The organism is Acidocella aromatica (genome assembly GCF_014201825.1).
GTDB classification, from domain to species: domain Bacteria; phylum Pseudomonadota; class Alphaproteobacteria; order Acetobacterales; family Acetobacteraceae; genus Acidocella; species Acidocella aromatica.
Genome location: NZ_JACHFJ010000003.1, coordinates 43,539 through 66,669 on the forward strand (window position 1 = coordinate 43,539; position 23,131 = coordinate 66,669).

17 protein-coding genes are annotated in these 23,131 nt (G+C 63.2%); 7 read left to right on the forward strand and 10 right to left on the reverse strand.

Annotated features, from left to right (window positions below; genetic code table 11):
* Positions 1 to 106: 106 nt before the first annotated feature.
* The 8 genes from HNP71_RS04840 to HNP71_RS04875 all read right to left on the reverse strand — a co-directional run bounded on the left by HNP71_RS04840 (position 107) and on the right by HNP71_RS04875 (position 10,537).
* Entirely contained in the window at positions 107 to 1,771 is a 1,665-nt protein-coding gene (locus HNP71_RS04840; RefSeq protein ID WP_183265757.1) for an NAD+ synthase, read from the reverse strand.
* Entirely contained in the window at positions 1,764 to 2,900 is a 1,137-nt protein-coding gene (locus HNP71_RS04845; RefSeq protein ID WP_343062208.1) for a nicotinate phosphoribosyltransferase, read from the reverse strand. The genes HNP71_RS04840 and HNP71_RS04845 overlap by 8 nt, the downstream gene beginning before the upstream one ends.
* Positions 2,897 to 4,288: a class II 3-deoxy-7-phosphoheptulonate synthase gene (locus tag HNP71_RS04850; protein ID WP_183265758.1), complete on the reverse strand. Its 1,392-nt coding sequence runs from the start codon at positions 4,286 to 4,288 to the stop codon at positions 2,897 to 2,899. The genes HNP71_RS04845 and HNP71_RS04850 overlap by 4 nt, the downstream gene beginning before the upstream one ends.
* Before the next feature lie 58 nt (positions 4,289 to 4,346).
* Positions 4,347 to 5,714, reverse strand: coding sequence for a glutathione-disulfide reductase (gene gorA, locus HNP71_RS04855; RefSeq protein ID WP_183266015.1), 1,368 nt, complete (start codon positions 5,712 to 5,714; stop codon positions 4,347 to 4,349).
* A gap of 114 nt (positions 5,715 to 5,828) precedes the next feature.
* Positions 5,829 to 7,040: a L,D-transpeptidase scaffold domain-containing protein gene (locus tag HNP71_RS04860; RefSeq protein WP_183265759.1), complete on the reverse strand. Its 1,212-nt coding sequence runs from the start codon at positions 7,038 to 7,040 to the stop codon at positions 5,829 to 5,831.
* A 695-nt stretch (positions 7,041 to 7,735) separates the two neighbouring features.
* Positions 7,736 to 8,950 carry an FAD-dependent monooxygenase gene (locus HNP71_RS04865; protein WP_183265760.1) on the reverse strand — a complete coding sequence of 405 codons (1,215 nt, stop codon included), beginning with the start codon at positions 8,948 to 8,950 and terminating at the stop codon, positions 7,736 to 7,738.
* A gap of 155 nt (positions 8,951 to 9,105) precedes the next feature.
* Positions 9,106 to 10,029: a LysR family transcriptional regulator gene (locus HNP71_RS04870; protein ID WP_183265761.1), complete on the reverse strand. Its 924-nt coding sequence runs from the start codon at positions 10,027 to 10,029 to the stop codon at positions 9,106 to 9,108.
* Between the two features lie 169 nt (positions 10,030 to 10,198).
* Positions 10,199 to 10,537 (reverse strand): hypothetical protein, encoded by a 339-nt coding sequence (locus tag HNP71_RS04875; protein ID WP_183265762.1) that lies wholly within the window; start codon positions 10,535 to 10,537, stop codon positions 10,199 to 10,201.
* A gap of 98 nt (positions 10,538 to 10,635) precedes the next feature.
* Here HNP71_RS04875 and HNP71_RS04880 point away from each other — a divergent pair, with 98 nt between their 5' ends.
* Positions 10,636 to 10,947, forward strand: a complete 312-nt coding sequence (locus HNP71_RS04880; protein ID WP_183265763.1) for a hypothetical protein — start codon at positions 10,636 to 10,638, stop codon at positions 10,945 to 10,947.
* Positions 10,948 to 11,042: 95 nt separating this feature from the next.
* On the opposite strand, the gene HNP71_RS04885 is transcribed toward HNP71_RS04880, so the two are convergent.
* Positions 11,043 to 12,149, reverse strand: coding sequence for an NADH:flavin oxidoreductase/NADH oxidase (locus HNP71_RS04885; protein WP_183265764.1), 1,107 nt, complete (start codon positions 12,147 to 12,149; stop codon positions 11,043 to 11,045).
* A gap of 278 nt (positions 12,150 to 12,427) precedes the next feature.
* Here HNP71_RS04885 and HNP71_RS04890 point away from each other — a divergent pair, with 278 nt between their 5' ends.
* Positions 12,428 to 12,982: an HdeD family acid-resistance protein gene (locus HNP71_RS04890; RefSeq protein ID WP_183265765.1), complete on the forward strand. Its 555-nt coding sequence runs from the start codon at positions 12,428 to 12,430 to the stop codon at positions 12,980 to 12,982.
* A gap of 69 nt (positions 12,983 to 13,051) precedes the next feature.
* Here the strand turns inward: HNP71_RS04890 and HNP71_RS04895 are convergent, their stop codons facing one another.
* Positions 13,052 to 14,653, reverse strand: a complete 1,602-nt coding sequence (locus HNP71_RS04895) for an APC family permease (RefSeq protein WP_183265766.1) — start codon at positions 14,651 to 14,653, stop codon at positions 13,052 to 13,054.
* An 890-nt stretch (positions 14,654 to 15,543) separates the two neighbouring features.
* On the opposite strand from HNP71_RS04895, the gene HNP71_RS04900 reads away from it, so the two are divergent.
* The 5 genes from HNP71_RS04900 to HNP71_RS04920 are packed head-to-tail and all read left to right on the forward strand — an operon-like array spanning position 15,544 to position 23,122.
* Positions 15,544 to 17,340 carry an HAD-IIIC family phosphatase gene (locus HNP71_RS04900; protein WP_183265767.1) on the forward strand — a complete coding sequence of 599 codons (1,797 nt, stop codon included), beginning with the start codon at positions 15,544 to 15,546 and terminating at the stop codon, positions 17,338 to 17,340.
* A 58-nt stretch (positions 17,341 to 17,398) separates the two neighbouring features.
* Complete coding sequence (locus HNP71_RS04905) at positions 17,399 to 18,073, forward strand: hypothetical protein (protein ID WP_183265768.1); 675 nt, start codon at positions 17,399 to 17,401, stop codon at positions 18,071 to 18,073.
* A gap of 3 nt (positions 18,074 to 18,076) precedes the next feature.
* Positions 18,077 to 19,174, forward strand: a complete 1,098-nt coding sequence (locus tag HNP71_RS04910) for a hypothetical protein (protein ID WP_183265769.1) — start codon at positions 18,077 to 18,079, stop codon at positions 19,172 to 19,174.
* Positions 19,167 to 20,297: a glycosyltransferase family 4 protein gene (locus tag HNP71_RS04915; RefSeq protein WP_183265770.1), complete on the forward strand. Its 1,131-nt coding sequence runs from the start codon at positions 19,167 to 19,169 to the stop codon at positions 20,295 to 20,297. The genes HNP71_RS04910 and HNP71_RS04915 overlap by 8 nt, the downstream gene beginning before the upstream one ends.
* Positions 20,294 to 23,122: a tetratricopeptide repeat protein gene (locus tag HNP71_RS04920; protein WP_183265771.1), complete on the forward strand. Its 2,829-nt coding sequence runs from the start codon at positions 20,294 to 20,296 to the stop codon at positions 23,120 to 23,122. Before HNP71_RS04915 ends, HNP71_RS04920 begins: the two co-directional genes overlap by 4 nt.
* The last annotated feature ends 9 nt before the right edge of the window (positions 23,123 to 23,131 follow it).

Sequence of the window (23,131 nt, forward strand, 5' to 3'; positions counted from 1 at the left end):
AGTTACGCGCTGGGCGGCGGGGCCCAGCCAAAGGGGCTTAATAGCCGGTTCGCCGGAAAAGGCCAGAGCCCGAAGACGAATTTCGGGCTCCGTTGCAGCAAGGCTGCTATTTCATCAGGTTGGTGAAACCGTTGGTGAGCGGGTAGCGCCGGTCGCGGCCAAAGGCGCGGGAGGTGATCTTCACTCCCGGCGTGGCTTGGCGGCGCTTGTATTCGGCACGGTCCAGCAGGCGCACCACTTTCAGCACCGTCGCGCGGTCGTAGCCATCGGCCACGATGTCGTCCACCGCGTGCTCACCCTCGATCAGATGGGTCAGGATCCCGTCCAGAATATCATAGGGCGGGAGCGAGTCCTGATCCTTCTGGTTGGGGCGCAGCTCGGCCGAGGGCGGCTTGGTGATGATGCGCTCGGGCATGGCCGGGCCGGGGGCGGTGAGGGCACCCGTGGGGTGGTTCTCGTTGCGCCAGCGGGAAAGCTCGAACACCGTGGTCTTGTAGATGTCCTTCAGCACCGAGTAGCCGCCGCACATATCGCCGTACAGTGTGGCATAGCCTACCGACATTTCGGATTTGTTGCCCGTGGTGAGCAGCATGGGGCCGAATTTGTTGGAGATGGCCATGAGGATCAGCCCGCGCGAACGGGACTGGATGTTCTCCTCGGTGAGGTCCGGCGCGCGCCCGGCGAAGGCCGGGGCTAGGGCGGCGGTGAAGGCGTCCATCGCCCCGGTGATGGGGATGGTCTCATAGGGCACGCCGAGCATCTCGGCGCAGCTTGCCGCGTCCTCCAGGCTTTCGGGCGAGGTGTAGGGGCTGGGCAGCATGACCGCGCGCACGCGCTGCGGGCCCAGAGCGTCGGCGGCCACGGCGGCGGAGATGGCGGAGTCGATGCCACCGGAGAGGCCGAGCACCACGCCGGGGAAGCCGTTCTTGTTCACGTAGTCGCGCAGGCCGAGCATCATCGCCTGGTAGATCAGCTCCAGCCGGTCCGGTTCCGGGGCGATAGGGTGCGGCGCACAGGTGAGGCCCTGCGGCGTGCGGGTCCAGTGGGTGAGCGTCACCGTCTCGGCGAATTGGGGGAGCTGGACGGCGAGTTCGGCATCGGCGTTGAGGACGAAGGAACCGCCGTCGAACACCACCTCATCCTGGCCGCAGACCAGGGCGGCGAAGATGTAGGGCAGCCCGGTCTCGCGCACGCGCTGGGCGGCGAGATGCACGCGGCGGGGCTGCTTGCCGTCCTCGAAGGGCGAGCCGTTGACGGTGAGCAGCAGTTCGGCACCTTCCTCGGTGAGGCGGGCCGAGACATTGGGCAGCCACCAATCCTCGCAGATCATCAGCCCCAGGCGGAAGCCGCGGAACATCACCGGGCCGGTGGGCTCGCCCGCCACGAAGACGCGCTTTTCATCGAACACACCGTAATTGGGCAGCTCCACCTTGGCGCGGCGGGCGGCGATGATGCCGCCATCGAGCAAAAAGGCGGCGTTGTGCAGGCGCCCGGCATTGTTCCAGGGCGTGCCGATGATGACCGCCGGGCCGCCGTCCGCTGTCTCCTGGGCCAACTCCTCCGCCGCCGCCTCGCAGGCTTCGACGAAGGCGGGCTTGAGCACCAGATCCTCGGGCGGGTAGCCGGAGATGGAGAGTTCGGGCGTGACGAGGAGATCCGCCCCCAGTTCGGCGGCCTTGGCGCGCGCGGCGCGGATGGCGGCGAGGTTCTTGTCGATGGCGCCAACCTGCAGGTTGATCTGCGCCAGCGCGATGTTCAGCGTATCAGCCATGTTTGCCCGCGCGGAGCAGGAACTCGCGCCCCACCTTCACCATCGGTTTACCGTCATAGGCCACGATATCGGCGGTGGCGTAGGTCTCGCTCCAGATCTCGGGGATGAAGCTGCCGGTGCCGACCACGTCGATGGGCGCTTTGGCGTCCGCCATCACCGAGCATTTCTCTACCCCGAAGCCCGAGGAGGCGACGATGCGCACCGCGTGGAAGCCCTCATGGTTCAGCGCCTCGCGCATCCGCCAGATGGCGGCGGCGGAGACGCCGGTGCCGATGAGGTAGCGCAGCTCCGACTGGCTGCGGTAGCGGCGTAGCGCGCCGGGGGCGTTGCGCTCCAGCACGGCGTAGCTCTCCTGCGGGTCCAGCCCTTCGAGGAAGCGCCCGCCATGGGTGTCCAGCCGCACGGAGAGCTTGCCGCCATGCGCCATCTCGGGGAAGCGGCGGCAGACCGCCAGCGCGTCCGTCACCTCGCGGCCGAAATAATCCACCAGCACGGTCAGAGGCTCGCCGGGGAAGGTTTCCACGAACATCTCGGCGGCGCGCAGCGTGGAGCCGGCATAGCCGATGAGGGCGTGGGGCATGGTGCCGTAGCCGAACGGGGCGTTGAAGTAATGGGCCGTCCAGTCATTGGCGCAGCCGACGAAGCCGCGCGCGCCCTCGGCCTGTGCGGCGCGGGAACCGACGGCGGCGGCATAGGCCATGATCTCCTGCATTTCGGCCCCGGCGCAGTGCCGCGCCTCCATGGCCAGGAAGGCCGCCCCCGGCAGGGCCACGCTCATCTGGTAGGCGTTGTGCGCGGCCACGCAGGCGGCGCCGATCTTCTGCAGCGCGATGGTCTCGAGGTCCGACAGCGCGACGAAGCTGCCGGTGATGTAGACTAGCGGCTCACCCGCGCCGACCCACTCGCCCTCTTTGTGCAGCAGTTCGATATCGAAGGTTTCGCCCCGCTCGCGCGCCACCGCCTCCAGCCAGTCCACCATCAGCGCCGGGGCGGAGACCACCGGGCGGCGAAGGAAGATGGCGTAGGTGACGCGGGCATCTCCGAAGCGGGCGACGATCTTGCGCGTGCGGCTGAAGTAGGAGTCCGTATGCGCGGTGATGTCCGCGTCGGAGAGCGGGGCGGGGATCACGCCGTGAACCTTGTCGCGCGGCGGGATTTAAGTTCCTCGGCCAAGTAGAAGGCCAGCTCCAGCGACTGTTCGGCATTGAGCCGCGGGTCGCAGAAGGTCTCGTAACGCTCGCCGAGATCGGTCTCGGAGAGGCCGCGCGCGCCGCCAACGCATTCGGTGACGTTGCGCCCGGTCATCTCCATGTGCGCGCCGCCCGCGATGGTGCCTTCGGCCTCATGCGCGGCGAAGAAGCCTTTCAGCTCGGCCAGGATATCGTCGAACCGGCGAGTCTTCACCTTGGCGGCGGTGGTGATGCCGTTGCCGTGCATCGCGTCGCACAGCCAGACCGGGCTGCGCCCGGCGCGCTTCACGGCGCGCAGCAGGGGGGGCAGCTTCTCGGCCACCTTGCCAGCGCCCATGCGGGCGATCAGCGTCAGGCGGCCCGGCTCGTTCTCGGGGTCCAGGACGTCCATGATGCGGAGCAGGTCGTCTTCTTCCATCGAGGGGCCGACCTTCATGCCGATCGGGTTGCGGATGCCGCGCATGAACTCGACATGGGCGCCGTCCAGCTGGCGGGTGCGGTCGCCGATCCAGAGGAAATGCGCCGAGCAGGCGTAATGCTCGCCGGTGGTGGAATCCACGCGGGTCAGGGCTTCCTCGTAGGGCAGGAGCAGCGCCTCGTGGCTGGTGTAGAAATCCGTCTCGCGGATTTGCGGCGTGGCGGCGCTGGTCAGGCCACAGGCGGCCATGAAGCCCAGCGTCTCGTCGATGCGCGCGGCGAGGTCGCGGTAGCGCCCGGCCAGGGGCGAGTTCTCGACGAATTCGAGGTTCCAGCGATGTACCTGATGCAAATCGGCATAGCCGCCCGAGGCGAAGGCACGCAGCAGGTTCAGCGTGCCGGCGGACTGGAAATAGCCGAACTCCATGCGGGCGGGGTCGGGGATGCGGGCCTCGGCGGTGAATTCGGGGCCGTTGATGATGTCGCCCCGGTAGGAGGGGAGGGTGACATCGCCGATGGTCTCGGTGTCCGAGGAACGGGGCTTGGCGAACTGCCCGGCCATGCGGCCGAGCTTAACCACCGGCATGCGCCCGCCGAAGGTGAGCACCACGGCCATTTGCAGCAGCACGCGGAAGGTGTCGCGGATGACATTCGCGGTGAAGTCGCCGAAGCTCTCGGCGCAGTCGCCCCCTTGCAGCACGAAGGCCTTGCCCTGGGAGGCCAGGGCCAGATGCGCCTTCAGGTTCCGGGCCTCGCCGGCGAAGACCAGCGGCGGATATTTGGCGAGACGCGCCTCCATGGCCGCGAGTTGCGCGGGGTCCGGGTAGCTCGGCACCTGCTTGATCGGGCAGTTGCGCCAGCTATGCGGGGTCCAGCCATTGGCGAGCGGGGCTGGGGTGATGGTGTCCATGGTCTCTCCGGTGGGCGTTCCTGTTTCGCCCCATATAGACGGTAAATGTAGCGCGGCGCTACTTGGTGCCAAGATCGGGGCCGGCAACCCTGGTCTGTGTCCGCATGGTCACAAATTCCTCGGCCGCCGTGGGGTGGATGCCGATGGTGCGGTCGAAATCCGCCTTCGTCGCCCCGGCGGTGATGGCGATGCCGATGCCCTGCATGATCTCGGGCGCGTCCTCGCCCAGCATATGTGCGCCGAGGACCTTGTTTGTGGCCTTGTCCACCACCAACTTCATCAGTGTCTTGCGCTCGCGCCCAGTGAGGGTATGACGCATCGGTGTGAAACGGGAGAGGAAGATTGTGACTTCCCCCCGTTTCGCGGCTTCCTCTTCAGTCAGCCCCACGGTGGCGATGGGCGGGATGGAAAACACCGCCGTCGGCACGTTTTCCAGGCTCACGCCGCGCGGGCGGTTGCCGAACAGAGTGTCGGCCAGCGCATGGCCCTCGGCCGTGGCAACGGGGGTGAGGTTGAGACGGTCGGTGACATCGCCTAGCGCGTAGATGTGCGGGATCGAGGTGCGGAAAGCCGTATCCACCAGGATTTCCCCGCGCGCACCGGTCCGCACCCCGGCGGCTTCCAGGTTCAGCCCCTTGGTGTTGGCCGCGCGGCCGGTGGCGAAGAACACCAGATCCACATCAAGCTTTGTGCCGTTATTTAAGGTGAGTTGCTTGCCTCCGCCTTGCAGGGCAATGGCGGTGGGCAGGGTCTCGGGGTGCAGGGTGACGCCGTTGCCCGCCAGGGTTCCGGCCAGGGCGGCGCGGATGTCGCCGTCGAACCCGCGCAGGGGGAGGGGCTGGCGGTAGATCAGGTGCGTCTCGGCCCCCAGCCCGGCGAACACGCCCGCGAACTCCACCGCGATATAGCCGCTGCCGACGATGGCGACGCGTTTCGGGCGCTCGGGCAGGTAGAAGGCGTCATCCGAGACGATGGCGTGTTCCGCGCCGGGGATACCCAGCCCCGTGGGGTGGCCGCCCGTGGCGATGACGATGCGCTCCGCCGTGATCCGCTGGCCACCGACATCCAGGGTATGGGCATCGATGAAGCTGGCCTTGGCGTCGAAGATCTTGGCGCCGGAATTGTCCAGCAGGCGGCGGTAGATGCCGTTGAGCCGGGCGATTTCCTTGTCCTTGGCGGCGATCAGGGCGGACCAGTCGTGGCCTTTGGTCTCGACATCCCAGCCGAAGCCCCGCGCATCCTCGGCCGCCGCGCCGTATTCCGCCGCCATGACCAGGAATTTCTTGGGCACGCAGCCGATATTGACGCAGGTGCCGCCCCAGAAGCGGCTCTCAGCCACGCCCACGCGCGCGCCATGCCCTGCCGCGATGCGCGCGCACCGTACGCCCGCCGAGCCGCCGCCAATGACGAAAAGGTCAAAATCCATCATACTCACTTTCCAGTCTTCGCCGTTTACGTAGCACGGCGGCGGCGGTGTACCAGCCCTGAGGGCAGCCGGTGGCTGGGCGGCATCTAAGGTCAGGGCTTCCCGAGTTCGCCCTTAAGGGCGTCTGTGCAGCAGTTGCCAGATCTCGGGGTCGCGGTTGTAGAAATCAGGGCGGAATTGCAACGTTCCATTGGTATCCAAAAATGCGGTCTGGTAGACCACGAATACTGGCACGGGTATTGGCAGATTGCTTCGGCTGGTGCTGCCCTCCGCGATCTCTTGATTGATCGTATTGATCGATTGCTTTGTCAGCAAGGCGGCAAGCTCGCGGGGATGCTGTACCCGGATGCATCCATGGCTGATGCGGCGATTATCGCGGTTGAAGATGTATCTATCCGGGGTATCGTGCAGGTAAACTTCGAACCGGTTTGGCATGTCGAACATGATCAGTCCGAGCCCCGCATCTGGCCCGGGCAGTTGCTCTACCTCGCCATTTGCCAGCATTACCATTTTATTCTGCGCCAGGTAATTCGGGTCGTGGCTGATCTCCGGCAGGATTTCCGCCTTGGCGATGTCGCTCGGGATAACCCATGGAGGATTGAAAAAACTTGCGTCGATCATGGTGCGAAACTCTGGGCTCTGCTTGCCCTCGACATCTTCGCCAACAACGACTCGCGTAGAGAAAACCGGCTGATCGGCGCGATAAAATATCAGTCGTTCATCGGCAACGTTGACCCAGACGCGCTCCTTCGGCAGCGGCCTTGGCAACCAACGTTGGCGTTCAAGGTTTACCACAATCTTGCGCAAGCGGTCCGTCGAGAATATGTTTCCAGATCGATACATTTGCAAGGCTTGGCGCAGCGCCTGATAGGTTGGCGTCGTCGGCGCCAGCGCCTCGATTACTACCGCGGGATTGGAGCTGCCGATAGCGGCATCGAGCACAGCAGCCACATCGATTGGCTCAGGCGTTAGAGTCTCGTCATCTTTTCGGAGCTCAACCGGCACGGCGCCACGGGCCAGAGCGTCGGCATATGACAGGAAGGCGTCCGACAGCAACAATTCACGATCAAGCGGCGCCAACATCTCTCTGCGCTCCAGCAGGTTGGCGTGAAACAGCTCAGGGTCGAGACCTTGAGTGTCGGCGCGAAACACCGCGTTCACCAGGGCGTTCACCTGCGCTTGCCGGGTCGTCCATACGGGCTCGAAGCTATGACGTACGTAGAAACGCCGCAACAATTCGGCATTCAGATGTTCGCCGGAGACCTCTAATTCGGGCGTGCCGTTGATCAGGTTGCCGAGTTCGGTATTGGCAGGCTGCGCTCGCATGGAGGCCACATCTGGCTTTGGATCCGCCTGGCACCCCGCAAGCGCGCATGCCGCGGCGAGAGAGAGCGTGCCGCCCGTGATTGTCGCGCGTCGGGATAATCGCGCCCGAGCTGAAGTTGATAGCTCTTGGCGATTAAGCCGGAACATGTGCCATGGCGAGCCCACTAGTACCACATCCTTAATAATTGCCAAATCATGCAAATAGTTGTTTGCCTTTTAGGCAAGAAGAGCTACTATGTTTTACCCTATTTACGAGAAATTCAACAACGAGGGGGTAACAGATGTTCACTAGTTTCGACACAGTGGTCCGCTACAGGTTAGCCCGTAGTGCTGCAATGCTTGCCGTCGTGGTTCCCGTAACGCTGCTCGCGGCATGTTCTTCCGAGCCGACGCCCCCGCCGCAACCGGCGTACGAGCCGGCGCCACAACCGGCCCCGCCGCCTCCGGCCCAGCCCGCGCCTCAGGTTCCGGCGGCGCGAGGTTGATCAGCGAGGCGCGGTAAGGCGCAAAGCTATCGGTTAAGGCCGAAGAACGAAACGCCTAAAGGCGGGGAGTAATCCCCGCCTTTTTCAGTAAGTCGCGAATCCGTTACGTCTTGAAGATTAAAAACGATCACCTTGTGAATGGCAGGCAAGTCTGGTTGCGATGCCATCGTTGCCGCGCCGTGATCTGGTTAAGGTGAGTGTTGGTTCGTCTTATAGCCAAGTACCACCCTGCCGTTCGCTGGGCACTTGCGTGGCGGGGTCGAATTCATGAATCCAACCAAGATGGTGCACGATCTCCTTCCGCTTCGCCAAGCGGGCGTTGCGCTGCTCGGCTGCAGGGCCGTCAGGCAGGTGCAGCACATCGGCGGTGGAGATCGAGGCGAACTGGACCTTGCGCGTGCGCCCGCGGCGCAGCCTCTCGTAATGCTCGAGCCCCTCGGCGAAGCGGCCCATGCCATGCTGCGCGAGGCTGGCGGCCAGCACCACCGCATCCTCGATGGACTGGTTGGCGCCCTGGCCATGATGCGGCACCAGCGCATGCGCGGCATCGCCCAGCAGGGTTACGCGCCCGCGCGTCCAGCTTCCCAACGGCGGACGGTGGAACAGCGCCCAGCGCTGGCTGGTTGGCACGGCGGTAATCATTTGCACTACCGCCGGATGCCAATTGGCGAAATGGCGCAGCTGCTCGCCTTGTTCGGCGCTGGTCACCCAGTCGCGCACCGGCCATGGCGAGGGATGGCGCTCGACCAGCAGGAAGTTATGGTCGCCATTGCCAATTGGGTAGTGCAGCAGATGCCCGCCGGGACCGACCCAGAACTGAATGGCGTCGCGGTCCGGCAACAGGCTCAATAGCTCTGGCGCCACGATCCCGCGGAAGCCCGAACAGCCGGAATAGAGTGAGTCGTCGTAACCGAGCATCCAGCGTCGCACCAGCGAGCGTGCGCCATCCGCGCCGATCACCAGATCCGCCTTCGCGGTGCTGCCATCCTCGAAGGAGAGGATCACCTCGCGCCCTTCATCCTTTAGGTCGGCGAGGCGCTTGTTCAGGTGGATGTGCTCCATGCCCACGGCCTTGGAGAGGATGGCCTGCAGATGCGCCCGGTGAATGCCCCAGTAGCAGGCGCCGAACTGTTCCTCATAGCTGGGCTCGCCGCTATGTCGTCCGATGACCCGGCCATCGCGCCCGTCGCGGTAGATCAGCGTCGAGATCGGGAAGCACAGTTTGTCGAATTCTTCGCGCATGCCGATGCGATCGTAGAAGCGTGTGGCATTGGCCGAGAGCGCGACCGCTGCGCCAACCTCCCGCAGCTCGGCGGTCTGCTCGTACAGCTCCGCCGCGATGCCCTGCTGGCGCAGGGCCAAAGCCAGCGTCAATCCGCCGATGCCGGCGCCGACGATGGCGATTTTCCAGTCTCCGATGCTCATGGACACTCCGTGGTTTTTGTTTGCTCATGGGACGGGGCTGCCCCCGACGGAGACAAGGTGTAATTCACCCCCACAAAGGCTCAATGCATTGGCGGTAAAGATAACCATAACCAGTGGTTATAGTTGCAGATTAAGTAATTACCGTGGAGCATGCTTCAGCGCAGAGGCTCGATGGCGGGTAAGGCACATCGGACGGCGATGACATTGCGCAACCATTCATTGGCCGGGTCGCGATGGAAGCGGGCGTGCCAGAATTCTTCGATGGGCAGCCGTGGCAGGCTCACGGGATGCCGTGCATAGCTAAGAGTCAAAGGAGAAAAATTGGTCTGAACCAAGGCTTCCGGGACGGTCGCGATCATCTCCGAGCCCTGAAGCAGGCGTTCAAGGCTGGCATAATTTGGGATCCTCAACTTCACTTTGCGTTTTATGCCCTGTGCCTCGATCAGTTCGTCGATACGGGCATGACCCGTGCCCGCGGCGGTGACGACGGCGTGCTCGGCCCTTTCGAAATCCTCCAGCGTCAGAGGTTTTCCCGCAAGGGGATGGTCGGGGCGGAAGACGCAGACATAGCCTTGCTTGAAGATTTGGCGGCGAAAAAAGCCTGCCTCCAGGGTCTCGATCAAACCGATGGCGAGATCGACTTGTCCCGTCTCCATATCCGTTTTCAGCGTTTCATTGTTGCCCCGGATGATCGTGATTGATACGCCGGGTGCCTCCCGGCTGAGATGCTGCAACAAACGCGGCAGAATCATGAGTTCGCCGATATCCGTCATCCGGATTGTAAAATTCCGGCTGCTTGTTTTGGGGTCGAACTGGAACTTCTGGTTGATCGCGTTGTGCAATGCATCGAGCACGGCGCGGACGGTCGCGGCCAAATGTTCGGCATAGGCCGTTGGTTCCATGCCGGTGGCGGTGCGGTGGAACAACTCGTCGCCCAGCAGCGCCCGCAAGCGCTTGAGCGAGCGGCTGATGGCGGGCTGCGTCACCCCCAGCGCTTCCGCCACGCGGGAGACCCTCTTTTTCTTCAACATCTGGTCGAACACCAGGAGCAGATTGAGATCGAAGTCTTGCAGATCCATGGGCAATCCAGGTGAGTGAGTGGCGAACCCGGCTATTCTGGCCTTAACCAGGGACAAAACGCCACCTGTCTGGGGAAGTCAGTCTATAAGACGTTGCATATTCGGATCTAGATGGGCTTGATCAGGGATTTCCTGGTTGGCCGTGACGATGGCTACGGCGTGCCAGACCTCAATGTTGGCTGCTGACCGTGCCGTTACTGCTGACTACACCAGTGCGGCTGACGCCAATAGTGAACAACTGACCGCTTGGCCCAGTGTACGTTGTAGTTTTGCCGTTGACTGTCGCGCTGCCCTTGCAATTGCTGTCGCAGCTGCTCGTAATCTGGGTCACCTGACAGCCGGCACCGCTGCAATTGCTAATGGAACTAATATTGCTGGCACTGCTACTGTAACCGCTTGTGGTTATGGAAGTCGTGACACTATCCAAAATTTGATTGGCGGCTGTGGATTGCGCGAATGCAATTGAACCAAGCACAGAAAACACAGCCGTCAAAAAAAGCTGCTTCATGGCAACCTCCTTTACGAGTTGTCTTAAACTTATCTCCATACCGTTCTGTTTTTTGGGCTGAACGCTTCCGTTTTGAACGGCAATGTTAAGGATTGGTAATGGAAGATGAGCTTGAAGAAACGGAAGTATTGTACTCCTTGCCTTTAGGCGAGACAATCGGCATTTATCCTCATCGGGCCAGCGCTTTGTTCGGCCTCATGGGCAGCGCCTCTTCAACAGACAGCGCCATGGGGGCGGCAGGGGGCTGCAAATCCAGTTTGAAAATTGCTCCACCGGCCGTCTGGCCGTTATCGCCCCGTTTGCTGAAGCAAGGTCCTGCCAGAAAAGAGGCGCAGTTGGCTCCTATGGGGACGGACATAATCATAAGATTCGTTGAACAGGTTCATTCACGATCCCTTCCCCATCAGTGACGGATTGCAGGTCGCGGTCTGTTTCCAAGCGCGTTCGCGGATGTAAAATGTCTCGATCTGCTGCCGTATGTGGCGCGGCAGCAGATTACCCAGCATCAGGCTTTGATGAAGAGGTCGCGGCTGTGGTGGGGCTGACTGCGCAGGTACTGGCTCGGCGCCTTGACCCGTGCCCCAAGGTGCGCCGCCGCGTGCCATGGCCAGCGCGGATCGTACAGAATGGTGCGGGCGAGCGCGATCATGTCCGCGTCACCTGTGCCGATGATCGCCTCGGCCTGGTTGTAATCCGTAATCAGCCCCACAGCGACAACCGGCATGGAGACGGCCTGCTTGACCGCCCGGGCCAGCGGCACCTGGTAGCTCGGCCCGACCGGGATCTGCTGACGCGGGTCGAGCCCGCCGCTTGAAACGTGGATCGCCGTGCAACCGCGGGCTTCCAGCGCCTGCGCGAAGGCAATGGTTTGCTGGGTATCCCAGCCGCCTTCCACCCAGTCGGTACCTGAAACGCGCACCGCTACCGGGTGAGCGGCCGGAAAGGCGGCGCGTACCGCGTCGAACACCTCCAGCGGGAAACGCATGCGGTTTTCAAGGCTACCGCCATATTCATCCTCGCGCCGGTTGGAGAGCGGCGAGAGGAACTGGTGCAGCAGATAGCCATGCGCCGCGTGGATCTGCACCGCGTCCAGTCCCAGACGCCCGGCCCGGCGCGCGGCCTTGGCAAAGGCGTCTCGGATCCGGTCCATTTCCCCGCGGTCGAGAGCTGTGGGCGCATTCTCGCCTTCGGCAAACGGCAGTGCGGAAGGCGCGGTAGTCTGCCAGCCGTTCTTGTGCGTGGGCGCGATTTGCGCGCCACCTAGCCAGGGCAGGTCGGTGGAGGCTTTGCGCCCGGCATGGGCGAGTTGGACCGCGATCGGCATGTTCGACCAGCGGCGGATGCTTGCCAGCGTGCGTGCCATTGCAGCCTCGGTTGCGTCGTCCCAAAGGCCGACATCGGCATAGGAGATGCGGCCTTCAGGCACCACCGCGGTCGCTTCGATTGTCAGCAGCGCCGCACCCGACTGGGCGAGCTGGCCAAGATGGATCAGGTGCCAGTCGCTCATGCACCCGTCCACCGCTGAATATTGGCACATGGGCGCGATCACGATGCGGTTGATGAGCTGCAGGTTGCCCACGGACAGGGGCTCGAACAGTTTGGGGGACGACATGGGGCGGCTCTCCTCTTGTTACCGGCTGTCGGTGTTCAACATTAACGCCCAGGGTTCGACGGACAATAGCCACCGCCGAGTTCGTTCGAGAGGTCGCAAGCGAGTGGACGAAGGCCATATAGCCCTCTCGCGGGGGCTGCTGATGGTCATCTCCAGCCGTTCGGTGCGACAAGAGCATGGCGAGGAGACCGCCGCCTCTGTACGACCGCGGATAGCCGCATAAATTCGATCATGCCGGGCCCGTCCGGCAGCAACCTATAACCGATATGGTGCAACCAATGGCCACGCCCTCCGAAAACCCGAGTTTCTTTCATCACAGGCTGCACACTGCGTCCTCCCGCCTATTCTGGCTTGGCCTCCTCATGGTGTTGCTAGGCGTGGCCGCCGTGGTCTTCCCCGTCTTCAGCACGCTGGCCGCAACTCTTTTCGTGGGCTGGATGCTGCTCATTTCCGGCATTGCCCTTTTTATGAGTTCCTTCTGGATCCACGGGACCGGTCCGTTCTTCGCCGCCAACCTCGTTGGCCTGCTCTTCGCCGCGGCCGGGGTGTTCCTGGCCTTCAACCCATTGGCCGGTGCCGTGACGCTGACATTGATTCTCGGCATCATGTTCATTTTCCAGGGAGCGGCAGAACTCGTATTCTCCCTGGAGGCGCGGCCTGCCCCAGGATGGGTTGGCATGTTGCTCTCCGGCATAGCCAGCATCGCGCTGGCGATCATCATCGCCGCCGGTTGGCCGGGGATCTCGTTGATCGCCCTGGGTCTTCTCCTGGGCATCAACTTCATCTCGACCGGGCTGGGCTATATCCTCCTGTCCCGGTCCTTCAAAGGCTGACACAGCCGACGATGCGGACTGCCACTTGCCCCCTGAGTTCAATATGAACCCAGGGGGCAGACATACAGATCAGATGGTGCTTTCCATGCGGATCATCATCTCGGCGGTCTCCTCCGCGGGCAGCGCCGCGCGCAGGGCCAGAGAGATCACGATCAGGCTCCAAACCGCCGTCAGCGCCACGCCTGTCCAGAACCCGATCAGGCCATAGCCGCCGCCGACAGTGCTGAGCGCCGAAATCACCCAATCGCCGCCGAACCAGGGCAGCAGCCAGGCAATATAGCGCCAACCGAAATCCGCCGCCGGCTTCTTGGCAACGACATGATGCTGCACGGCATAAAGCGCGAAGCCGATGCCGATGACCAGGAACAGAACGGTGTCGGTCCTGAAGCCGGTCCAGTAGATGATCCAGTTGCTGCACACGAAGGCCAGCGGGGCGAGGAGCCCCGCCGCCTTCAGGCGGAACGGCCTTGCCAGCCCCGGCTGGCTGCGGCGCAGCACCAGCAGCACGACCGGGCCGAGCCCATAGGTCAACACGTTGACGGAGGTGATATACCCCACCATCAGCTGCCAGGCCGGAAACGGCAGTAGGAACAGCACGCCCACCGCCCACATGACCAGCACCGACAGCCAGGGCGCCTGCACCTTGTTGAGCGCCATGAGCCAGCGCGGGCCGGCATTGGTCTCGCCCATGGCAAACAGGATGCGGGAACCAGCAGTCAGATACATCAGCCCGGTGCCGCCGGGGGAGATATAGGCGTCGATATAGAGCAGCGTCGCCATCCAGCCGATGCCCAGCGTCGCGGCCAAACCAGCGAAGGGGCCAGCCTGCCCGCTGAAGCTGAGATGATCCCAGCCATTGGCGAGGTCTCCGGGGCTCAACGCGGCCAGGAACGCCACCTGCAGCAGGGCGTAGAGGATGCCCGCGAGCAGCACCGAGCCGATCACCGCCAGGGGAATATTGCGGCCGGGGTTGGAGCTTTCGCCGCCAAGGTCGATGGCCGTGCGGAAGCCGAGGAAGCTGAAGATGACACCCGCCGTCGGCAGGGCGGTGAAGATGCCGTCGAAATTGTAGCTGCCCGGCGCGGCGGCCGCGACGTTCCAACGCGAACTGGCGGCGATCAGCACGATGACGGTGAGCAGCGGCACCGCGATCTTCCATAAGGTGACGGCGGAATTGACCCGTAGCAGCAGCCGCACGGCCAGCAGGTTGAGCGCCGCAAACAGCCCCAGCAGCAGTGCGCAGACGATAAAACCGGCCACAGTCAGCAACCCATTGCTGCCAGGCTGGATGAAATACGGCACATAATTATTGGCGTAGGTAACGACGGCCTCGCCCTCGACAGCCGGAACGGGAACATAGGCCAGGAACAGCATCCAGCCCCAGATGCGCCCCAGCCCCTCGCCATGGCTGGCGTGGCTCATATGCACCAGTGCTCCACTGCGCGGAAACAGCGCCGCGAGCTCGGCGAAGCATAGCGCGATCAGCATGATGATCACGGCGCCGACCACCCAGCTCCAGATGCTCAGCGGCCCGGCAATCCGGGCGGCGTGGTAGGCGCCGAACAGCCAGCCCGAGCCCACAATGCTGGTCGTGCTGGCAAAAAGCAGACCGGATAAATGCACATCGCGTTTCAGCTTGCTAGACACGACCGATCCGAGCGATTGATTCATCGTCTTGATTCCTTAGGATTTCACGTGAGTTCGAGAGCAACCGATCACCGGGAGTATTAAAGTGACATTTAAAAGTATGGGCTTGAACGGTATCATGGTGGGAGTGTGATTGATCTGCCTTGTCATGCCAACCCGCCATAATTGACGATAATTTGCCAGTTCCATCTGCCCTGAGGCTCGAAGAACAGGGAGTGGCGGTATCAGGCAGAAAGAGGCCAGACCGCTCTCGTGGAGAGTTTTTGACGCCGAAAACCTCCGAGAGACAAAGCTGCGGGCCAGAGGCTGCGGCTATAGGGATTTGATATTTTCGAGGAAGCTGGCTGGCACCGGATCATGGTTTTTGGGTTTGGGATTTGTCCGTTTATTTTGATTTTGTTGCGTCTGGCGTGGTGTCTTGAAGGGGATTGATGGGGTGATGAGGCAGGTTCGCCGTCACGAGCAAGGTCAGTGGCCACATGAGCGTGAGGCTGGGGGTGGTCAGCTGCGAAACTGCCGGGGCATTGGGTGGGCGCGGGCGGTTCCAGGTCACGATACCCATCTCCCGGCTGGTCTTGGCGCTGGTGGCGGGGCCCAGGGTGAATGGTCCGGGGCAGTCTCGCCCGTTGGGGCTTTCTGCATGGCCGCCTGGGGCACGGCGAGCCGTTGGCGGACGCGGTGGCAGCCTTGGGGCAGCGCAGGTAATGGAAAGCGGCGGATGCATTCCGCCGGTGCCAGTGTCATGGTCTGGGATGTGTTGCCGTTAGTCGGCTTCAATGGCATGAAATGCTGATTTTACCGATCTGCTGCGTGAATTCGCTTTAAAATAGGCGGGGGTATAACTCTGGCCTTACGTCAGATATTGGCTACATTGGCGTTCAGAGCGCCATGACACAGGGTAAGTATACAACAGCATGCCTTCTTTAATTGATCCGCTGGTCTTGCGGGTGCCGGCGGAGCTTGAGATCACGGCGCTAACGCCGCGGCGGGCGCTGATTATCGGTTCCTGCCTGTCGGAAGCCCTTGCTCTGCGGATGAAAAGCTTGCCCGAGCCGTGCGAGAGCGATTTGTTCCTGCAGGGCACGCCCTTACCGGAACAGCCGCCGCAGCCGGTGGAGGCATATGATTTCCAGCTGGTGCAGCTTGGCCTGCGTTTCGCCCTGCCTGATTCGGCCTTTGCCCGGCTGGGGCAGATGGATGTTGAAGGCCATGAGCGCCTGTTCGATTTGGCCCTGGCCAATATGCGCCGCGCTTTTGCCGAGGTGATGCGCTGGAATCAGAAATTCGGCATTCTTACCTTTGTCATCCCCTATCTGGTGCCGATGGCCAATGCTGTGGGGCGGCTCTTGCCGCGCTACGACCTGCGCAACCCGGTTTATTTCGTCGAGAAGCTGAACGAGGCGATGGCCCGCGAAATGGCGGCCTACAAGAACGCCTATTGGTTTGACCTCAACGAGATTCACAGCTTCTACGGCCGCCGCTTTGTGCAGGAGGATGTCTATTCGGCCCTTAACCATGGCAGCTTCATCAGCGATTTCGATTACGAGTTCGACCAGAATCGGCTGGAGCCATCGCTGAAGGCGACCGAAATCTACGAGGAAAAGGGGGGTGATCTGTTCGGTGCCGCTTGGCGGGAACTGGTCGCCATGCTGCGCAGCGTCCGCCAGCAGGACGCCGTCAAGCTCGTTGCCGTGGACCTGGACGATACGCTGTGGCGCGGCATCGCGGGGGAAACGGACAATGATGCGATGCCTACCACGGAGGGCTGGCCGAAAGGGCTGTGGGAGGCGCTGCTGTTCCTCAAGCGCCGGGGTATTCTGCTCGCCATCATCAGCAAGGCGGAAGAGAGCGTGACGCGCGCTGCCTGGGAGCGGATCGTTGGCCGCAACCTGAAGCTTGAGGATTTCGCCGCGTGGCGGATCAACTGGAACCCCAAGCCGCAGAGCCTCGCAGAGATCATGGCCGAGGTGAATGTGCTGCCAGGCAATGTCCTCTATGTCGATGACAGTCCGGTCGAACGCGCGGCTATCAAGGCGGCCTTCCCCGAGGTGCGGGTACTGGGCGGCACGCCGCTCACTTGGCGTCGCCTGCTGTTGTGGGCGGCGGAAACCCAGCGCGCCGAGGTGACGGCGGAATCGGCCCAGCGCACGGAGATGGTGCAGGCCCAGATTCAGCGTGAGCAGCAACGCCAAGCGATGACGCGGGATGAGTTCCTCGCGTCGCTCAAGCTGCACATGAAACTGTTCACGATCAGCGATGTCTCACACCCGCGTTTCTCCCGCGCCCTGGAGCTGATTAACAAGACCAACCAGTTCAACACCACCGGCAAGCGCTGGACGCTGGAGGAGGCCGCTTCCGCTTTTGCCGCGGGGAGCGTGTTTCATGTTTTTGAGCTTGCGGACATTTATACCGATTACGGGCTGGTGGGTGTCCTGATCACTACGGGGAACCGCATTGGACAGTTCGTGATGAGCTGCCGCGTGCTGGGGCTGGGGGCCGAGGTGGCGGCGGTCGCGGAAGTGGTTGGCTGGTTGCGCCGTCAGGCGGAACAGGACGTTTTCGCGGATATGGAGGAGACCCCCCGCAACCTGCCCTGCCGGCATGTTTATGCGGGGCTTGGCTTCAGCGCTGCGCCCGGTGGCTGGGTGCTGGCAAATGCCAATATACCGGCCGTGCCGGCGCATATCCAATTCGTTCAGGATGAGGCGTAGGCGCTAGCCCGCGCCTTGCCTGGCCGAGGTGATTTGATTAGCGTGACGTGACGCGGCCATGCGTGACGCTGGCGGACGGGAGCTGGATAAGACCGTGAATTTACGTGGCCACCTCGACGTGCTGCTCTCGTCGGGATTCATAAATAGCTGGGCTTGTGACAATGACCGGCCATTGCAGCCTTTGACCATTGCCGTGCTGAGCGGTGGCACCGAAATAGCCTTCGCCATTGCCAATCATTATCGCCCCGACCTTGCCGATGCCGGATGCGGCACGGGCTGGTGCGCGTTCCGCGGGCGGCTTGTGGTTCCCGTTAGCCAGCTGCGGGGGATGCCGCTCTCGCTCCACGAGGTCGGTACCGGACAGGTGTTGCATAATGTGCCGGAGCTGCCCGAACTTGACATGCCCGTTCCTCCCGCCAGCACGGTCGGGGACATTATCGCCCAGGACCCTACGCTGCTCGGCGATATCAGCCGCTTGAAAGGTTGCGGCCGGGTGCTCGACGCTTTTATCCGCCAGCACGGCGTGGAGGAGTTTGTCGGCGCCGCCTTCCTTTATGTACTCAATCGACCGGTCGACCACCCTGCGCTGACCGCCTATACGAACCTCATCCGCCAGGGGCACCAGGAACCGTTGAATGTGCTGCGCGAGCTGGCGGACAGCGCGGAGTACCGGGCGAAGCCGGGAACCCTGGTAGCGCCGTGCCATCCATCTTTTCCGTTCCGGGACAGCTGAGCCGTGCTGTTCGACAAAGGGCTTGCCGTTTCCCTGCCTGCTCGTGAATTGGCTGAGGCCACGCCCGAAGGCGCGCTGCTGGATGCCGAGGCGGTGCTGCGCCAGCGTCTCTCCAGTGGGTTGCGCGCAGCGGTGCAGTTGCTGCGCGACCATGTCGAGGCGGTGGGAGGACGGCTCGTCTTCATCCTGCGGTCTGAGATCTTTACTCACGGCGAGGCGCTGGCCTGGCTCAATGCCCGGCTGGGGGAGGTCGAGGATCATCTCAGCCTCTCCGATGGCGTGGTCGTGCATCTGTTGCCTGGTCGGCGAAACCATTTGTTCTTCTACCGGAGCAGCCAAGCCGAGGCGGTGGCGGCGCTCAGGCGCCTTGCCATGCGCGCGCCGGAGTTGGCGCCGCAACTGGTGTCGCAGGTCAATAGCTGCCTCGGCTTTGGTGAAGGTAAGGCGAAATACACGCCGCGCCCGGTTCTGCTGCAAGCCACCGGTCAGGCTTTTGCAGGCATGGCGTCTTTCCGCGAGTTCTACTTCAACGATTGCGGCATCGAGGACAGCGTGGCCCGCAACGAGCTGGCGGGCGACCTGCCAGCGGATAAACTCGCCCTGTATGGCGAGGTCACCTACATTCCGGTCACGGGCGTGGCGGCGGCCGACCCGGCGTTCAATCTCTATGTGGCCCAGCGCATCCGCGCGGTGCTGCGCACGCCTGAGCGGTTGCTGTTGCTTGGCGCGCCGCTGGCCGCAGGCAAGGAAGACACGGTGCCCCGCATGCTGACCCGCTTGCTGCGCGGGCTGCTGGAGCATGGCGGCGTGTTGCCGCGCGCGGTTCTGGGCAACGTCATCATCGCCACCGCGCTGCTGGCCCCCGCCGATCTGCCTGACGCCAAGCTCGAGTTGGTAATCCCAGAGGGATTCGAGTTCTGGCGTCTGCCGCGTGCCTATTACAGCCGTTTCTCTCGGATTTCGGTGACGGTCCCCCGCCATCGCGCCATGCCGCCGGAGTTGCAGGCGATGCTGACAACGGCCTTCGGGGCCCGCCCCCAGATCGAGCGGCTTGATCCGCCGCCCCGCAGCGCCCGCGCCGGGAGTGACGGGGATGAGTAAAACCAAGCGCCGCACGTTGAAAACGCCCGCTATTGCCCGTGGCGCGAAGCCCAGGCTCACCGTGGATGTGGGGCCGCTGCTGGAGACGTTCTGGACCGGCATTCCGGTGTTCACCCGCCGTCTGGTGCAGGCTTTGCTGGCCGATGGCCGGGTCGATCTCTCCTACTGCTTCAACCTGACCGAGTTGCCCGCCGCCAAGGTGCATGCCGCGCTGACGATGGGCACCGGGGCCTTCCTGCGCAATCATTATGAGGCGCATGCCTATGCCTCGTATCGCCCGGCCGATACCAGTGCGCCGCTGCTCTACCCTTCTAACAAGAAGGTGGCGGGTGTCTCGCCGCGCGAGGCCAGCGTGGTGCACGACATCAGCACGCTGGTGATGCCTGAGAACCACGAGACTGCGAATGTTGACCACCATATGGACAGTCTGGCCCAGGAGCTGGCCTCCGACGAACTGGTACTTTGTGCCTCCGAGGCGACACAGGCGGCGCTGACCACTTATTTCCCCTCTGTCGCGGCCAAAACGAGGATCATGTACCAGTATGTGGACTGGCCAGAGGGCTTCGCGCTCATGGACCACAACCTGCCGCGCCCGGAGCTGGGGCGTTATGCGGTGGTGGTGGGAACGATCGAGCCGCGCAAGAATCTCTCCATCCTGCTGCATGCGTTGAGTTTGCCGGAGTTGCGGGAGTCGGATCTTAAGTTCGTGATCATCGGCAAGGTGGGCTGGCTGGTTGAGGGTTTCCTTGAAGCGCTCACCCTGGCCCAGCGCGAGCGGCTGATCTTTACCGGCTTCGTCTCGGAATTCGTCAAATACCGGCTGATTGCCCATGCCGAATTCATGGTGTTCCCCTCGTTGTACGAGGGGTTTGGCATCCCGGCGCTGGAGGCGTTGAGCCTGGGCAAGCCCGTGTTGGCGGCGCGGACTTCGAGCTTTCCCGAGGTGATTGGTAAGGCGGGAGTGTATTTCGATCCGCTCTCGGTTACCGAATTCGCTGCGGCGCTGGCCGAGATCGAGGCGCCAGCGCGGTTGGTGGAGTTGACGACGCATACGCGCGTGCAGGCGGCCCAATTTACACCGGCGCGTATGGCTTCGCCGGTGTTGGAGTGGCTTGTGGCATGAGCAACGATGTGAAGCCGGCGGCGGAGGCGTTGGAGCGTCAAGTGCAGGCGGAGCAGATTCTGGCTTCTGAGCCGGCGAATGTCGGGGCGTTGGTGGAGCTTGGCCGCTCGGCCAATGCCCAAGGCGACCATGGAGCCGCGCTACGGGCTTTTGCCGCCGCTGCCGTGTTGCAGCCGCAGGATATTTGGCGTTGGCTGGATGTCGCTGGCGCTCTTGTGGCGTTGGGGCGTATGGAAGCGGCGGAAGACGCCTATTCCCGCATTTTGCTTATCAAACAGGATCAGCCTCAGGCCCTGATTGGCCTTGGCCGTTGTGCCCGTACACGTCACGCGCACGATGAAGCGCTGGCCGTGTTCCAGCGTGTTGCCGAGTTGGTGCCGCATGACATGTGGCGTTGGCTCGACGTGGGCGATGAACTCATCGCACTCAACCGGTTGGACGATGCCGAAGCCGCCTTTCAGCGCGCCGCCATAGTTGCACCAGATACCATGGCTCCTTTTCTGCGGTTGGGCCGCTGTGCACGGCAGCGCGGTGCGCGAGAGGTCGCGCTGGCCGCCTTTCAGCGCGCCGCTCAGTTGGCGCCGCGAGATATGTGGCGTTGGCTCGACGTGGGCGAGGAGTTGACGGTGCTAGGTCGGTTGGCGGAAGCTGAGAGCGCATTCCGCCATGCGGTTGAAGTGGCCCCAGGCCAAAAACTGCCCGTTGAGCGCCTTGGCGCTTGCCTGGCTGCCAGCGGCGGCCCTGCAGCCGAACTGGCCTATTATCAGGACTATGCCAACCGGAATCCCGACGATTTATGGGGGCGGAGGCGCGTTGCGGCTTTGTTGAGAATGTCAGGCCGGTTGGACGAGGCCGAGACACTGTGCCGCGACACCCTGCGTGAGGAGCCAGAAAACGCCGACACGCTTTTGGAGCTTGGCCTGTGCGCCAGGCAGCGGCGAAACCACGACGAAGCCGTCAGGCTATTCCGCGAGGCAGTGCGGCTTGCGCCGGAGCAGCTTTGGCCAAGGCAGCAATTGGCACAGGAGTTGCGCACGGCTGGCGCCTACGACGATGCGCTGGCCGAAGCGGATGAGGCGCTGCGCCGTTATCCTGACGCGCTTGCCGCCCTGTTGGGCCGGGCGCAATGCCTGCGCGATGGCGGACGTTACGATGACGCGCTTGCCGCGTATGAGGCAATCGCTGCAAAATTCCCGAACGATAACGGTGTGCTGGTGGAGTTGGCGGCGGTGGAGCGCCGCCTTGGCAGGCATGAGGCGGCGTCTGCGCATCTAACGCGGGTGCTGGAACGGGAGCCGGTGAATGTCGCGGCTGTAAAGGACCTTGGCGGCACCGCGTTGCTCCTGGGTGATTTTGCTGAAGCTTATCGCCTGTTCAGCTCTGCCGCCGAAGCAAAGCCGGATGAGCCTGCGTTCCAAATGGGCGTGATTGATACCTTGGCGGCGGTAGGGGAAGTTGACGATGCCATCAGCCGCCTGGAAGCGCTGGAACGCCAACAGGGGCCACTTGCCGGACTGCGTGTCAAGCGCGCCGCTTTGCTGCGGCAGACGGGACGTTATCACGAGGCGGTCGCGCTGGCGCGGGCTTCCACGGCCTTGGGGCCGGAGAATTTCTGGTTGTGGTTTGAACGCTTTTTCTGCGAGATGCAGGTCGGGCCAGGTTCGGCGGTGGCCGAGTGTCTGGCGCGCATGCCGGTGTCTGGTGTGCGCGAGTATGCCATGCGGCAGCGTTGCCGTGGTCTGTATGCTGAAAGCCGGCTGATGTACGGCACCGCGCGGCATTATTACCGCGAGGCCGAGGCGCTGGCGCCGGAAGATACGGCCCCATATAACGATTTGGTGCGGACCGGGTTCATCACGCTACAACTGGATGATGCGCTGGCGCAATTGCGCCGGGTTGGGGAGTTGGATGCGTCCAACAACAAACTCCTAGGTCGGGCGCTCAACGTATCGCAGACGCATTACGGGCAGATCCTGGACGAGTACCGAATGGATCAAGCGGTGGCGGCCAAGGCGGTGCGATTATGGCAGTGTACGCCGCGCGAGCGTCTGCCCAGGCTGCGGGAGTTGGTGCGGGAGGCCCCCGACAATACCGCCCTTGCCGTTACATTGCTGCTCTCGCTGCGCCAATGCGGGGCGTTGCGTGGCCCGTTAGTGCCGGGGGGCGTGATTCCGCGTGTCATTTACCAGTTCTGGGACAGTGCGGTGCCGCCCGATATCCAACGGCTGATGCGGAGTTGGCAAGCCCTGAACCCGGGATGGGAAGTGCGGCTGTTCGACGACCGGCAGGCGCGGGAGATGCTCGCGCAGACCCTGCCGCCAGCGGTGTTGGCGGCGTATCGGCGCTGCGCCGAGCCTGCGCAGCGGGCGGATTTGTTCCGCCTCGCCCTGCTGGCGCTGCATGGCGGCGTGTATGCCGATGCCGACGACCGCTGCCTGCGCCCGCTGGATGAGTTTCTGCCCGAAGGGGCGGAGCTGGTGCTGTATCAGGAGGACCTGGGGACGCTGGGCAATAACTTCCTGGCTGTGGCGCCGGGGCATCCGGTGGTGCTGCGGGCGCTGGACCAGGCGGTGGACGCCATCAACCGGGGCGATACGGATATCGTGTGGCTGGCGACGGGACCGGCGCTGATCAGCCGTGTGGTGGCAAGCTGGCTGGCGCAAAGCTCCGCCCTGCCGCCGGGGCTGGTTGTGTTCGACCGGCGGGAGGCTTTTCAGGCTATCGGCATGCATTGCGCCGCCGGGTACAAACGCGCCGGGCGGCATTGGCTGGAGACGAGTTTCAGCAAGCGAGGCGGACGGCCGCAACGCGGAGCGGCGGCGTAGCAAGAAACT

What these genes read in the sequence shown, in the direction of transcription:
- HNP71_RS04840 (WP_183265757.1), bottom strand. Translation starts at nt 1,771, where the DNA reads ATGGCTGATACGCTGAACATCGCGCTGGCGCAGATCAACCTGCAGGTT.
- HNP71_RS04850 (WP_183265758.1), bottom strand. Translation starts at nt 4,288, where the DNA reads ATGGACACCATCACCCCAGCCCCGCTCGCCAATGGCTGGACCCCGCAT.
- gorA (WP_183266015.1), bottom strand. Translation starts at nt 5,714, where the DNA reads ATGGATTTTGACCTTTTCGTCATTGGCGGCGGCTCGGCGGGCGTACGG.
- HNP71_RS04860 (WP_183265759.1), bottom strand. Translation starts at nt 7,040, where the DNA reads ATGCGAGCGCAGCCTGCCAATACCGAACTCGGCAACCTGATCAACGGC.
- HNP71_RS04865 (WP_183265760.1), bottom strand. Translation starts at nt 8,950, where the DNA reads ATGAGCATCGGAGACTGGAAAATCGCCATCGTCGGCGCCGGCATCGGC.
- HNP71_RS04870 (WP_183265761.1), bottom strand. Translation starts at nt 10,029, where the DNA reads ATGGATCTGCAAGACTTCGATCTCAATCTGCTCCTGGTGTTCGACCAG.
- HNP71_RS04875 (WP_183265762.1), bottom strand. Translation starts at nt 10,537, where the DNA reads ATGAAGCAGCTTTTTTTGACGGCTGTGTTTTCTGTGCTTGGTTCAATT.
- HNP71_RS04880 (WP_183265763.1), top strand. Translation starts at nt 10,636, where the DNA reads ATGGAAGATGAGCTTGAAGAAACGGAAGTATTGTACTCCTTGCCTTTA.
- HNP71_RS04885 (WP_183265764.1), bottom strand. Translation starts at nt 12,149, where the DNA reads ATGTCGTCCCCCAAACTGTTCGAGCCCCTGTCCGTGGGCAACCTGCAG.
- HNP71_RS04890 (WP_183265765.1), top strand. Translation starts at nt 12,428, where the DNA reads ATGGCCACGCCCTCCGAAAACCCGAGTTTCTTTCATCACAGGCTGCAC.
- HNP71_RS04895 (WP_183265766.1), bottom strand. Translation starts at nt 14,653, where the DNA reads ATGAATCAATCGCTCGGATCGGTCGTGTCTAGCAAGCTGAAACGCGAT.
- HNP71_RS04900 (WP_183265767.1), top strand. Translation starts at nt 15,544, where the DNA reads ATGCCTTCTTTAATTGATCCGCTGGTCTTGCGGGTGCCGGCGGAGCTT.
- HNP71_RS04905 (WP_183265768.1), top strand. Translation starts at nt 17,399, where the DNA reads ATGCGTGACGCTGGCGGACGGGAGCTGGATAAGACCGTGAATTTACGT.
- HNP71_RS04915 (WP_183265770.1), top strand. Translation starts at nt 19,167, where the DNA reads ATGAGTAAAACCAAGCGCCGCACGTTGAAAACGCCCGCTATTGCCCGT.
- HNP71_RS04920 (WP_183265771.1), top strand. Translation starts at nt 20,294, where the DNA reads ATGAGCAACGATGTGAAGCCGGCGGCGGAGGCGTTGGAGCGTCAAGTG.